Source organism: Mesorhizobium sp. M1338 (assembly GCF_040318045.1).
Lineage (GTDB): Bacteria > Pseudomonadota > Alphaproteobacteria > Rhizobiales > Rhizobiaceae > Mesorhizobium.
The window spans coordinates 155,995-168,456 of sequence record NZ_JAMYLL010000001.1; the positions used below are offsets into that span (position 1 = coordinate 155,995).

General features: G+C 58.0%; 9 protein-coding genes and 1 tRNA gene. 5 read left to right on the plus strand and 5 right to left on the minus strand.

Annotation, left to right across the window (positions count from 1 at the left end; translation table 11 throughout):
* The first annotated feature begins 70 nt into the window (after positions 1-70).
* Positions 71-161 (plus strand) — tRNA-Ser (locus NKH19_RS00835).
* Between the two features lie 300 nt (positions 162-461).
* Here the strand turns inward: NKH19_RS00835 and NKH19_RS00840 are convergent.
* The 4 genes from NKH19_RS00840 to NKH19_RS00855 form a co-directional block, all read right to left on the minus strand.
* On the minus strand, positions 462-2,687 hold the full coding sequence (locus NKH19_RS00840; RefSeq protein ID WP_352863142.1) for a mechanosensitive ion channel family protein: 2,226 nt from the start codon (positions 2,685-2,687) through the stop codon (positions 462-464).
* A 400-nt stretch (positions 2,688-3,087) separates the two neighbouring features.
* Positions 3,088-5,985 (minus strand): glycosyltransferase, encoded by a 2,898-nt coding sequence (locus tag NKH19_RS00845; RefSeq protein WP_352981560.1) that lies wholly within the window; start codon positions 5,983-5,985, stop codon positions 3,088-3,090.
* Positions 5,986-5,991: 6 nt separating this feature from the next.
* Entirely contained in the window at positions 5,992-6,168 is a 177-nt protein-coding gene (locus NKH19_RS00850) for a glycosyltransferase (protein ID WP_352863144.1), read from the minus strand.
* 178 nt (positions 6,169-6,346) lie between these two features.
* On the minus strand, positions 6,347-6,592 hold the full coding sequence (locus tag NKH19_RS00855) for an IS66 family transposase (RefSeq protein ID WP_352863146.1): 246 nt from the start codon (positions 6,590-6,592) through the stop codon (positions 6,347-6,349).
* A 126-nt stretch (positions 6,593-6,718) separates the two neighbouring features.
* Here NKH19_RS00855 and NKH19_RS00860 point away from each other — a divergent pair, with 126 nt between their 5' ends.
* The 4 genes from NKH19_RS00860 to NKH19_RS00875 are packed head-to-tail and all read left to right on the plus strand — an operon-like array spanning position 6,719 to position 11,624.
* Entirely contained in the window at positions 6,719-7,384 is a 666-nt protein-coding gene (locus tag NKH19_RS00860; protein WP_352863147.1) for a hypothetical protein, read from the plus strand.
* Between the two features lie 7 nt (positions 7,385-7,391).
* Positions 7,392-10,049 carry an OmpA family protein gene (locus NKH19_RS00865; protein WP_352981561.1) on the plus strand — a complete coding sequence of 886 codons (2,658 nt, stop codon included), beginning with the start codon at positions 7,392-7,394 and terminating at the stop codon, positions 10,047-10,049.
* Positions 10,050-10,055: 6 nt separating this feature from the next.
* Positions 10,056-10,550: a Rab family GTPase gene (locus NKH19_RS00870; RefSeq protein ID WP_352863151.1), complete on the plus strand. Its 495-nt coding sequence runs from the start codon at positions 10,056-10,058 to the stop codon at positions 10,548-10,550.
* A gap of 3 nt (positions 10,551-10,553) precedes the next feature.
* Entirely contained in the window at positions 10,554-11,624 is a 1,071-nt protein-coding gene (locus tag NKH19_RS00875) for an adenylate/guanylate cyclase domain-containing protein (protein ID WP_352863152.1), read from the plus strand.
* Positions 11,625-11,766: 142 nt separating this feature from the next.
* Here NKH19_RS00875 and NKH19_RS00880 read toward each other — a convergent pair whose 3' ends face one another.
* Positions 11,767-12,447 carry a redoxin domain-containing protein gene (locus tag NKH19_RS00880; protein WP_352863154.1) on the minus strand — a complete coding sequence of 227 codons (681 nt, stop codon included), beginning with the start codon at positions 12,445-12,447 and terminating at the stop codon, positions 11,767-11,769.
* Positions 12,448-12,462: the final 15 nt, after the last annotated feature.

Genomic DNA, 12,462 nt, shown 5'->3' on the forward strand with positions numbered 1-12,462 from the left:
TGTTATTTTTCTATATAATGGCGCGGGCTTGTTGATTGTGCCGGCGCTTTTCTTTATCCAGCGGCGCAACGGAGAGGTGGCCGAGTGGTCGAAGGCGCTCCCCTGCTAAGGGAGTAGAGGTCAAAAGCTTCTCGTGGGTTCGAATCCCATCCTCTCCGCCATTCTTGTCTGCTTCGAAGGCGGACTTCCCAAAATTACTTCATTAAAACAGGCTGATAGCAGGATATCCCGCTGCCATCGCCGCGCGATTCGGCGCCAAAATGCTCCCGAAACACCGCTGTTTTGTTCGATTCTGACTGGCCTGGAGTGGTTCGGCGCAGTTTTTTCACAGAAAAACAACGATCCGGTTCATCTAGTTCACTGTGGTTCCTACACACTGAATTGAATTATCGTTTACCCAAGTCACAGATTTTTTGCCCTGCGGAAAGCCGCGCTGTGACCGGCAGGGTTTCAGGGCTTTCCTATTCCGTTGTGCTGGCTTTTTTTCTCCGACGAATAGTGTGCGACTGCGCGACGGCCATTTTTAACGCGGGTGTGATCTCCAACGGCGCATTCTCTGCCCCATGTGGATTCTGTAGCCCCTGGACCTGGACGGTCGGAAGCGGGAGTTCGATGCCCTGCTCCTTGAAGACTTGGCGCAGCCGCACATAGAATTTGCGTTTCATACCGAAGGCGCCTCCGGGTCGGGTTGTGGCCTTGACCCTCAATACGATGCCGTACTCGCCGAACTCCTGTACGCCCTGCATCTTGATTGGGTCGAGCACCCAGTGTTTGAACTCGGGATCTTCCGCCAGTTCGAGGCCGATGCGCTTGATGAGCTTGCGGGCGAAGTCGATATCGGTGTCATAGCCAACGGTGATGTTGAATTTGTCGATAACCCAGTCACGACTCTGGTTCTGGACTGCCCCGAGTTCACCGAAAGGTATCGTGAACAGCGGACCTCGATGATGGCGCAGCTTCACCGAGCGCAGCGAAAAGCTTTCCACGGTACCCTTGTAATTGCCCGAGGAAATATATTCGCCGACACGAAACGCATCATCGAGCAGAAAAAACACGCCTGAAATGACGTCCTTGACGACGGTTTGTGCGCCAAAGCCCACCGCGACGCCGACGACGCCGGCGCCAGCGATCAGCGGGCCGATCTGGATACCCATAGAAGCGAGCATCATCAGCACCGCCATCACCACGATCAATGCGAGCAGCATGTTCTGGAGGATCGGCAAGAGCGTGTGCAGCCGCGCCTGCTGCGGATCGAGGATCGGGACGTCTTCGTCGCTGATGACTGGGTGCGGTATTTCGATGCCCAGCTTTCGTTCGATCAAGGCCTTGATGATCGACCAGCCGAAATCGGCTGCGAGGGCAATGACCACGACATTGATCAAGCCTCGCAAGATGAACATCGTCGTCGTATCGCTGTCGCGCATGGATTGCATGTTCAGACCCCAGACACGCGCGAGAAAGTAAGCCGCCGCCAGGATCAAAATCATCCGGATTCCGCGATCGATGACAGCGATCGTCACCGCCGGGATTGTAGGCCGGCCGACATCTTCCGAACCTGGCCGCAAGACGAAATTAACCCCGCGCTGTGTCAGCACGATTGCCAAAGGCAGGAAGAATGCGGCGAAGGTAAACCAGAAGTATATATAAAGCCCGGCGACGCGCTGCAGGAACAGGACGACGAAATAAGCCGTCAACAACCATGTCGCTTCTGTGTGACCGCTGTGGCGCGCACTGTCTCGGTGCGTTCTTGGCCGACGCCAGATGGCAAGCAGCAACAGCGACAGCAGCACGAAATCGGCGCCCAGTGACAGGACCATCATTCCGTCCTGATCGATGCCGAGACCCGGCAAGAGAATAAACGCGGCGCCGAAAAACGCAAAGACGCCGACGATCCGGGGTAGCCAATAGGACCAATGGTCCGCCACTTCGTTGGTGATCGGCAAACCCCGAACCTCGACGGCGTTCTCGACGTTCATGAAGGAAGGGACGAGCATGGCGATGACGTACATGCGCACACCCCATGTAACGACGGCCGCCATCAGGAATGTCAATACAATCTCGCGGATAAGCATTGGCCAGTCGAACAACATGAACGCGCCGGCGCTGCCCAATGCGAAAGAGACAATCAGCATGCTGGAATATAGCGCGCGACCGCCAATCTTCTTGGCGCGCCCGATTGGCGTATCCTTCGGCTGCGCGATGATCCAAAGACGAAATGGACGTGTGACTTTATACGTTGCCCAAGTGAGCGTCAGGCCGGCAGCAATGAACATCGCAATCAGCATAAATACGCTTGCGGATCCCTTGCTGGACATGTCCTGCATCGTCTCTGCGCGAACGCGCGCGAACTGACCTGGCAGCAGGGGTAAAGTTCGCACGATTCGTTCGATATGGTGCCCGATCCGATCGAGCGTCGAGGATGCCATCGTATTCATCTGGCCTGGTGCGGCCACGGCGCCGGACGATACGTCGGTCGGCGAAGCTCCTGCCCCGGCAGGCGCGCCCGTCGATCCGGCGTCCTGATTTCGTTGTTCGGCCACCCAGGCCTTCACTGATGGATCGTCGAGAAGCTCGAACAGTTGTTTGACCCTTTCAGGCGGGACCGTCGCCGGCGCCTGCGCCTGTGCCTGACCAGCCAACAAGAGGGCGATCCCAAAGACGAGCGGCCCGGCAACCAGGACAAACATCGCGCTCAGATGTCGGAGACGTTGTGTCGGGCGTGCCAGGTTCCTGGGTACCAGTCGACGAATTATAAGTGCCATCGTGCTGTTAACTTTCCGGTCAAATCGGCGAGGAACGACATCTATGTCCGTTGTTGTCTTACCTTGAAGAAACCGATGTTGCGGTGCAAGAAGTCATCGTTCCGAGCCAGACCGTTTGCGCCGGGTAACTTGGCAGCGTTTATTTAGCCGCCGGGGCAGGGCATTCCGATCCGCGTGACATCGGGCGATCGCCGCAGTCTGGTCGCATGAGCCATCGTCAACAACATATCTCGAGCGCTCCATAGGGCCGCGGGGTCACGCTGCGAAGCGTCCGTCGATCTTGCGCATTGTTAGCGGAAATAATGACGCTGACAAAGTTCACCGTTTAATCGAGCACGGCCTCGACAGTGGCGACAAAGTCATCGAGCGAGCGATCCCCGCGAATCTCGATGCGCGGAAGGTCGATCGGATCGCAATCGAGATCCGCCGGCCCAGATCTGCCGCCGAAGCCAATCCGATAGCCGCATTCCTTGGCCAGCCGCCCTAGCCGTCGGTCAGTGACAGAGAAGGGTGCCGCGAACGCCGTGGTCGGCCGACCCGTCCACCGTTCGATGAACATACGAGAGCGCAGGAGCTCGGCGGCCAGGTCACAGCTCGAAAGACCATCGATGGCGCGATGCGTCGCCAGATGGCTTCCGAAGAACGCACCCTCGGCGGAGAGGCGTCGCACCGTCCCGGCGTCCATAAGCCGCGTCGGCGGACCGATATCGGCGTCCCATTTTGCACTTTCGCCCACCAGATCCGTCACCAGGAACACTTCCGCGGTCAGGTCGTTGGCGCGCAAGATCGGCCAGGCATGGTCGGCAAAGTTCTGGAAGCCGTCGTCGAAGGTGATGACCACCGGGCGGCCAACGAAAGGCTGACGGTTGGCGATGAACTGTTCCAGTTGCTCGGACCCAATGGCGTGAAAGCCATTGGCGCGCAGCCATGCCATCTGGCTCGCGAATGCGGCGGGCGTGAGCCGAAAACGGGCGAGCGCGTCCGGACCTTCATCGGCAACGCCATGATACATGAGTACAGGGATATGCTGGCGCCGCTCGTTGCGTGCGACGTCGCGGCGCAAGGCCCGCGCCCCGCCCCAGACGATATTTCGCGCGACCCCGATTCCAATGGGTGCGCGGATCGGCACATGATCTATCCTCGGTTCCGTCGCCACATCGTCCGGTGACGGGCGGCGGAAGCGGTCTATGCGGTAGAGCTCGGTCTGGATCGATTGCTCAAGGACGAGGCCTTCGGTCGCTGCCAGCGTCTCCGAGATCGCTTGCGCACCGAATGTGTTCCAGTCGAAGCCCGTCCTTTCAACATTGTCACGCAGCACGAATGCGTGTGCGCTGATGAAACTGCCGCCAGGCGCCAACGCCTCAGCGAATTTTTTGGCGATGCGCCGCAACTCGGCGAGATCATCCAGGTAGTAGAGCACCTCCGAACAGAAGATCAAATCCATCTCATCCGGCAGCGCGTCGGCGGAGAAATCCAGTACGCCGAATTCAATGTTCGGCTGATCGCTGCATCGCGCACGGGCCCGCTCGATGGCTATGGCGGAGATGTCAGTTGCGGTCAAATGGCCCACACGCGGCGCCAGCTGCCGCGTGAAGTGGCCCTCCGCGCAGGCCAGTTCGAGCGCCCGTCCGATGGGACCAGCAGGCAGGATTTGGAGCTGCCGCTGATATTTTTCCTGCTCATAGAGCGAGCCGTAGTTCCACGGGTCCTCGGTCGCGAAATAGCTGTTCCAGAACGCCGTGCGATCATTCCTGTCCGCGGTCCGTGCTCGGTGCGGCGTTGCAGGAGGTGGTGCTGGTTCGGCGCTTGACCGAACCAGCTCCCGCGCTTCAGCTGCCAATTGGGCGAGTTTGCCGAAGTGGCTGTCCAGATCGGGCCGACGTTCGGCTGCGGACAACAATGCCTCGGCTGCAAGCGTGTTTGGCGTATCGGCACTGGCGTCCTTTTGCAGTGCGATCAGTTCAATCCAATGATCCCTTGTCACTGTCCCGAGTACGCCGAACTGCACGACAGCTTCGATCTGGCCATCCATCATCAGGTAGGCATAGATTTGATCGATTCCTTCCGGAAGCTCGGTCGAGGTTGGATTTCGAGCGTCGACGCGAATTCCGAGTATCCGCGCCAGCCTACGCGGTGCGGCAAGATCGTCGGCATCGAGAAGCATTTGCTCGAGATGATACTGGACGCGACGACCCGCGACCGGATCGTCCCAGACGTTGCCGAGTTCGATGATCAACTCGGTGAGGGCGCCGCCGAACCTGTCCCACCGGGCAGCCAATTGCGCTGGCACCGATAGGCTTCCTACCATCAGGCCATCGAAGGCCACCTTGGCGATCTCACGCGCCCACTTACGTGCTGCCGGGAGCGCGCGTAGGGATTGCGGGTTGATCGAGCCGCCGCCGCTGCCGCAATCCGACGCAGCGTTCCACAAGGCGAACCACGCGAGTGCTTCGGAAGCGGTGCGGCCGATCGCCTCGATCGCTCCATTGGCGTGAGCCGATCCTGGGTGTTTGACCCCGGGATCAGGAGAAAAGCCGCGGGCGATCACGATTTCCGCGTCTGCCAGCATCTGCGTCGAATTGCGGGTGAGGGCGTTGGGGCTGGCTCGATAGAAGGCGAGCGGCTCGTCGACCATCACCCAATTCTTGCCGAGACGTGCGACGCGCTGCCACAGATCCCAGTCCTCGCAGGTGCGCAGCGACACATCGAAACCGCCCAACTCGACGATTGTCTCCCGGTCGACCAGCAGCGCGTGAGTGGCGATGGCACACCGGCGGGCGAATGTTTCGAAGGGCTGGATCGCGACCTCGGGGGCGATGCTCGACGGGGTGAGTGCACCATCGGGCATCACGCGCCGAGAACCGCAATAGGCGGCCACTGCATCGGGAGCGGCTTTCAGTGCGTCCAGCATTTTCGTAAGGAAGCTGGCATCGACCCAATCGTCGGCATCCAGGAACATCAGCCAGTGACCGCGCGCCGTCGAAATCCCGTTATTGCGCGCGCCGGCGGGACTCTTCGCGCGAGAACTCAACGTCCGAAATCGGGCATCTTGTTCCACATAACGGGCGATGGTCGCGGGGGTGCGGTCCGTGGAGGCGTCGTCGACGATGATCGCCTCCCAATCCACGATTTCCTGATCGAGAAGGCAATCGAGTGCGCGCGTCAGCGTTACCTCCGCGTTGTGCGCAGGAACTACGATTGAAACCAATGGATTATGCGCCACGTTGTCTTACCCATGCCTGGTTCGAAGGTAGAACAAGATGCGTTGATCTTTGTCGGCGTAGGCCGTCACAATCGACGCCGATCCGTTCGACCCATCGTCCACCACGACTATATCCAGCATCTGGTAGGTCTGCCGGCGAATGCCGGCATGCGTTGCGCCGATGTTTTGCTCGACATTGAACATTGGTACCACACCGCCTTGCGGTAGCATTATTCTGGATCATCGAGCTTTCGTTTTCTTCGGCGAGAGTCTGCGAATGTCAAAACCGGATAACGGCATCGGATGGCAGCACCGCCCTGTCAAGATCGGGGCGAATTAGAGGCAAGAAAAAGACTTGAAGACTGGCTTGAATGGCAAGCGCTCATGCCCGACGGCTTAGAGCTGCGGCCATCGGCAAAAGGATGATCGCGGGCGAAGACGCGAGCGCAAGCTGGTCCGGATCGACCCACTCGGAACCGCGGCCGAACTGAGAGCGCTGCAGTTGCCTGATGATGGATTTAAGGCGCTCGATCTCACCGTCGCGGTGCTCGACAACGGCCGCCATGTTACGCACAAGATGCCGCCGACGGGCCTGTTTGCTGGGCAGATTGTCGAGGTCGAGCCGCATGTTCAAATTTACGCGCGAACCGGCTTAAGCCGAAAAGATTCCGGCTTGCGAGCCGGGTATTTTACTGACATGTTTACCAGTTGCTAAATTAGCACTGTGGCATCTGTTCAAATGAAGGGAATAGGGATGGCCAAGGAATCTTCGAGTACCGCTTCTTCGGCAAATAAAGCGGACGCAAATCTGACAAGTAATGCAGACGGAAACGGGCTGGCCTTCATGGCGGGCCAGGCTCGCGAGAGCGGGGCCTCCGGCGACGCTGTAGGTGTCGACAAGATACGTGATCTGCTGTTCGGCAACCAGATGCAGGACTATGACCGCCGCTTTTCCAAGCTTGAAGAACGGGTGTTGCAGCGCTTCAAGGATGTCGAATCGGAAGCCAAGCGTAATCTTGACATGTACGAGTCAAATGCAAAGAAGCAGGTCGATTCGCTTGCGGCGCAATTGCGGAACGAAAAAGATTCACGAGCCGATGCCGACAAGGAGATTGACCGGAATCTTCGCGAGCAAAACCAGGCACTTGAAAAGCAGGTGCGCGCGTTGTCGGATCAATTGAGTGCGCTTGAACGCGACGTTTCGGACCGGATAAATCGAAACGATCATTTACTGCGTGAGGAAATCAAGCAGAAAAATGAAGGCGTTCAGATGCTGATAGAGAAAATGTTTGCTGATCTCAGCAACGTCAAGACCGACCGAAATCTTTTGGCGGGTCTGTTCGTCGAGGTCGCAAAATGTCTGAATCAGGATCCTGTCGGCAGCAAGAGCAACTCGGAACGTAACTGGAAAGTGAGTTGATGGGACCTTGACGTCAACCGTCGACCCAGTCAGCCTTCCGCAAAGAACTGCCTCGAACGATACAGAGATTGATCGCGAGGCTCTGGCCCGTCTTTTGATCGAAATTGCCCGGAACGTCGATCCGGACTATCGTGCGCGTTTCGACGGAGTTCCAACCGCCGATCCTCGCATGGAAACGCTGCGCCAGTTGCTGGTCAGCCGCGAAATTTCGGAGCTTTCACGAGTTACGCACCTGCTGGACGAACCCGAGCAGCTCGCGGCAGCCGTGGGCGGCGTTCTTCCCAGTGCGGCCGCGCGAGCGTCTCATGCGCAGCTCGGTGAGGCGCTTGCGCCCGCTGTCGAAAGGGCTGTGCAACGGTCCATCCAGAAGAGCCCGCGCACGCTGACGGATATATTGTACCCGGTGTTTCTGCCGGCAATTCGCAAGTCGATCGGGGAAAAGATCGACCAGACCTTTCAGTCGCTGAACGAGACTTTAAGACATATATTTACCTGGCACGGGCTCAAGTGGAGATTTGAATCATGGAGAACTGGGGCCAGCTTCTCTGAAGTTGTTCTGAAGCATTCTCTTATCTATCGTGTAGAGCATGTCTTTCTCATCAACCGTAATTCCGGGCTTTTGATAGCGCATGTAACTGCCGATAATGCAACGAGCGAAGACCCTCAACTGATTTCTTCTATGTTGAGCGCAATTCAAGATTTTGTGAAAGACTCATTCAACGAGAAAGAACAGAGCGGCCTGGACACAATCCGTTTTGGCGACCTTCGTCTCTGGTCGGAAGTTGGACCGTTTGCCACCCTGGTTTCGGTGATCCGAGGAAATCCGCCGGAGGAATTGCACGAAATAGTTCGCGATGTATTGCTTCGCATCCATGCGGAATGCTCACAGGCTTTAGAGCAGTTTGACGGCGACAGTTCGCAGTTGGCCGGCGTAGAGGCGCAGTTGCAGACCTGCGTCGAGCTGAAGCAGGAGGAATCGAACCAGGGATTTCCGTGGCTGGTGGTGGCTGCAGCCCTGCTGGTTTTGATTCCGGCAGGCGGTTGGTTCTTTCTTTCCTGGCAATCCGGGCAGCGCTGGCACGCCTATGTGTCGCGACTGGAGACCCAGCCGGGCATCATCGTTGCAGAACAAAAGATACGCGGCGGCCAATTCTATATTGCCGGCCTGAGAGACCCGCTTGCCGCCGACCCGCAGTCGCTGTTGTCCGGAACGCAGGTCGATCCCGCCCGCGTTCATTCGCAGTGGCAATTCTATCAGAGCCTTGAACCGGAGTTCGTGTTGAAGCGGCTGACGGCGTCGCTGGCTCCGCTGGATACAGTACGATTTTCGATCGTTGATGATCGCATCGTTGCCGAGGGTGAGGCTCCCGACACCTGGATAGATCGGGCGCGCGCAGCGGCCCGAGAGCTTTCGGCAGGCGGGCCGGTATTCGATATCTCCAAGGTTCGTGATGTGAGCCCCGAAGCACGCGCGGCGGAGCGCTGGCAGGCCTATGTGTCGCGACTGGGGACCCAGCCGGGCATCACCGTTGCCGAACAAAAGATACGCGATGGCCAATTCTATATTGCCGGCCTGAGAGACCCGCTTGCCGCCGACCCGCAAGCTCTGCTGTCCGGAACGCAGGTCGATCCCGCCCGGGTTCATTCGCAGTGGCAATTCTATCAAAGCCTTGAACCGGAGTTCGTTTTGAAGCGGCTGACGGCGTCGCTGTATCCGCCGGACACAGTACGATTTTCGATCGTCGATAGTCGCATCATTGCCGAGGGTGAGGCTCCCGACACCTGGATAGATCGGGCGCGCGCGGCGGCCCGGCAGCTTTCGGCAGGCGGACCGGAATTCGACATCTCCAAGGTTCGTGATGTGAGTCCCGAAGCACGCGCGGCGGAGCACTGGCAGTATTATGTGTCGCGACTTGAGGCCCAACCGGGGATCATCGTCGCCCAACAAACGGCGAGGGGCGGACATTTCTACATTTCCGGCCTGAGAGACCCGCTTGCCGCCGACCCGCAAGCTCTGCTGTCCGGAACTGGGGTCGATCCTGCCCGCGTTCATTCACAGTGGCAATTCTATCAGAGCCTTGATCCGAAATTCGTTGTGAAGCGGCTGACAGCGTCACTGACCCCGCCGAAATCGGTTCGGCTTTCGATCATCCAGGGCCGCATCGTTGCCGAAGGTGAGGCTCCTGCCGCCTGGATCAACCGGGCGCAGGCCGCCGCCGAACAGCTTTCGGCGGACGGAGTGGTTCTGGATGTCTCGCAGCTGCGTGAACTGGACCTTGCGGAACTCAATCATTTGAGGCAGGCCATCCAGACGACCGATATTTTCTTCTCTTCCGGCAAAGTTGTGCCGGGACCAGAGCAGACGCCGGTTCTCGACAGGTTGGCGGATCAAATAAAGGAATTCGCCCAAGATGCCCGCAAGTCAGGCGTGACAGCGCGGTTCATGTTGACCGGCCATTCGGACGCCACGGGCCGTGAGACGGCCAACGCGTCGATCAGCGCCGCCCGCGCCGAGACAGTTCGTGCGCTTCTCAAGAAGCGCGGCGTCGCCCCGGAACTGCTGCTGGTTCGGGGCGCGGGCACCTTTGAGCCGGCTGTGCCTGAAAATAGTCAAACCGGTAGCTCCACCAATCGCCGGGTTTCGGTTACGGTAAACCTGGATTAGGGCAAGATGTTGCAAAAAAAGATCTGTATGCTGGGCGGGTTCTCTGTCGGAAAGACGAGCCTGGTTCGCAGGTTTGTGCAAAGCATCTTTTCAGAAACCTACTTGACCACGGTGGGAGTGAAAATCGACAAGAAGAATGTCGCTCTCCCGGACAAAACCGTGGATCTGATTTTGTGGGACTTGGCCGGCGAAGACGATATCGGCTCATTCCGCGTCAGCTATGTTCGAGGCGCAACCGGGCTTATGCTTGTCGTCGATGGAACCCGCGCTGCTACTCTTGCCGTGGCGCTCACGCTGCGCGAACGGGCCGAGGCCGAATTCGGCGCTATGCCGTTCGTATTGCTGATCAACAAATCCGATCTGGCCGATCGGTGGGCAATATCGGATAGTGAGATTAGCGAACTGAGGCAGCGTGGATGGCAAATCTATCTAACAAGTGCGCTCTCGGGTGAGAATGTTGATGATGCATTTCGTCAACTTGCTTTGATGGTAACCAGATAGACCATGCATGGATTGCCAAGAGAAGTCCGAAGTTGGATTTTCAATTTCTTCTACAATGGGCACTCTGTCGCATATCTGAAAATCGACGCCCAGCTTTGCATAGCTGCCAAGGGCGGAAATGTTGAACATTACGGACTCACATCGCTTCGCATTGGCAAAGCTGTTGCCGAGCAGCTTGAATTTATGGAAGGTTTGCTGCCTTGCCCGGAGCTTCCGTTTCACATTGCCATGGTCGAGCTGCCCAGCGGGCGTGTCGCGGACCTTCATTTTTTTGCTGACAATGCCTGCGTGTGGCTGCTCTTTCTCGACGCCACTGCCGAACGCGACAATAGGCAGCGGCTTCAACAAAAGGCTTATGAAATGACACTCCTGCAAGAGAGGGAGCGTCAACTCAACGAGAAATTACAAACGACGAACGAGGCGTTGAGGAAGAGCCAGGAGGGATTGGCGCGTGAATACCAGCGCGCCGAAACCCTGCTCCTCAACATTCTTCCGGCGTCGATCGCGGAGCGGTTGAAAGCGCACAAAAAAATTGCTGACAACCACGCGGAAGTGAGTGTGCTTTTTGCCGACATCGTCGGTTTCACGGAACGAGCGCGGAGCGTCGGAGCCGTGACGACGCTCGCAATTTTAAACTACTTCTTCAAGGCGGCGGATCGGCTCTCGGAACGATACGGCTGCGAAAAGATCAAGACAATCGGCGATTGTGTGATGGTGGTCGCTGGCCTGCCCACCGCGCGATCCGATCATGCAAAGGCCCTCGCGCGCTATGCACTTGAGCTGCGCAAGGCGGTTAAGCGCGAAAGCTTCGCGGGAGAACCGCTGAGACTCAGAATTGGAATTCACTCAGGACCAATCGTCGCGGGCGTCATAGGCAAGAGGCGGTTTGCCTATGACCTGTGGGGCGACACCGTTAATCTCGCCTCACGTATTCAAACGTCCGCGGAGCCCGATGAAATCCGTATTTCGGATGCAACTCGCCAACTGCTTGGACCAAATTTTGCTTGCGACCCACTCGAGGAAACGGAATTGCGTGGTACAGGCCGTGTGCGGATGTGGCGGCTGACGGCCTGATTGCCGCATGGCAGTGCCGACCCTGGAGCCCACGCATCTCAAGCCGCAAGCTATTATTACGCGAAGTTTTGACCCGATGGTGCCCTTCATTGTCCGCATCGCGAATGGCAGCAATGCGGATCATTTGCAGTCTTCCGACGGTCTATTGGGCGACTTGGGACACGGCTGACATCAGTTCCTGCGGGTTTGGCGCCCCAAACATGTATCGCCCACCCTCTGGAACCTCCGTGAAGCTCCAGCGGACGATCCCCTGCCGGTCCAGCAGGAATTGGCCAATCAGTTGTCCGTGTCCCGTTGCCATCATCTGCTGGTCGGCTTCGGTCACTTCGTAATTGTCCTTCTTGCCGAGGAATTCGCTGGCCGCAAAAGGATCCATGGGACCGGGCAACTCGCCTGGTAAGTCGACCCGCATATCCTTTGCCACTGCCATCGAGACCTTGTACGGCCAGTTCGTCTCGTTTTGGGTGAATTCGAGATTTGGCAGTCCAAAAGCACGATGTGAAGCGCGTTCAGGATCTGAGGCCGCAAGCAGATTTGGCATCGGGTGGTAGCGGAAATAGAGACGCGCCCGTTCGATCGGCGTGTTGACCACCGTCAGGCTCTCCACACCCCTTTCGCGCAGCTCCGGATCAAGCCGCGCCTGAGCGGCGATATGGCGCCGGCAAAACGCACAATGCAGACCTCGAAACAGACCGACCAGCACCGGTTTTTGCCCGCGAAAGTCGTCAAGCGCGATCTTGCCTTCCTGGGTAATGGCGTCGAGTACCAAGTTCGGTGCACGGTCGCCCGGTTGAAGCGGTACCAAGTCACTAGGCGCGGACATTTCCAATCTCCAACC

Bases quoted from the DNA above. Each gene is read 5' to 3' on its own strand.
- NKH19_RS00840 (WP_352863142.1), bottom strand. From the start codon at position 2,687: ATGTTTGTCCTGGTTGCCGGGCCGCTCGTCTTTGGGATCGCCCTCTTG.
- NKH19_RS00850 (WP_352863144.1), bottom strand. From the start codon at position 6,168: ATGTTCAATGTCGAGCAAAACATCGGCGCAACGCATGCCGGCATTCGC.
- NKH19_RS00855 (WP_352863146.1), bottom strand. From the start codon at position 6,592: ATGCGGCTCGACCTCGACAATCTGCCCAGCAAACAGGCCCGTCGGCGG.
- NKH19_RS00860 (WP_352863147.1), top strand. From the start codon at position 6,719: ATGGCCAAGGAATCTTCGAGTACCGCTTCTTCGGCAAATAAAGCGGAC.
- NKH19_RS00870 (WP_352863151.1), top strand. From the start codon at position 10,056: ATGTTGCAAAAAAAGATCTGTATGCTGGGCGGGTTCTCTGTCGGAAAG.
- NKH19_RS00875 (WP_352863152.1), top strand. From the start codon at position 10,554: ATGCATGGATTGCCAAGAGAAGTCCGAAGTTGGATTTTCAATTTCTTC.
- NKH19_RS00880 (WP_352863154.1), bottom strand. From the start codon at position 12,447: ATGTCCGCGCCTAGTGACTTGGTACCGCTTCAACCGGGCGACCGTGCA.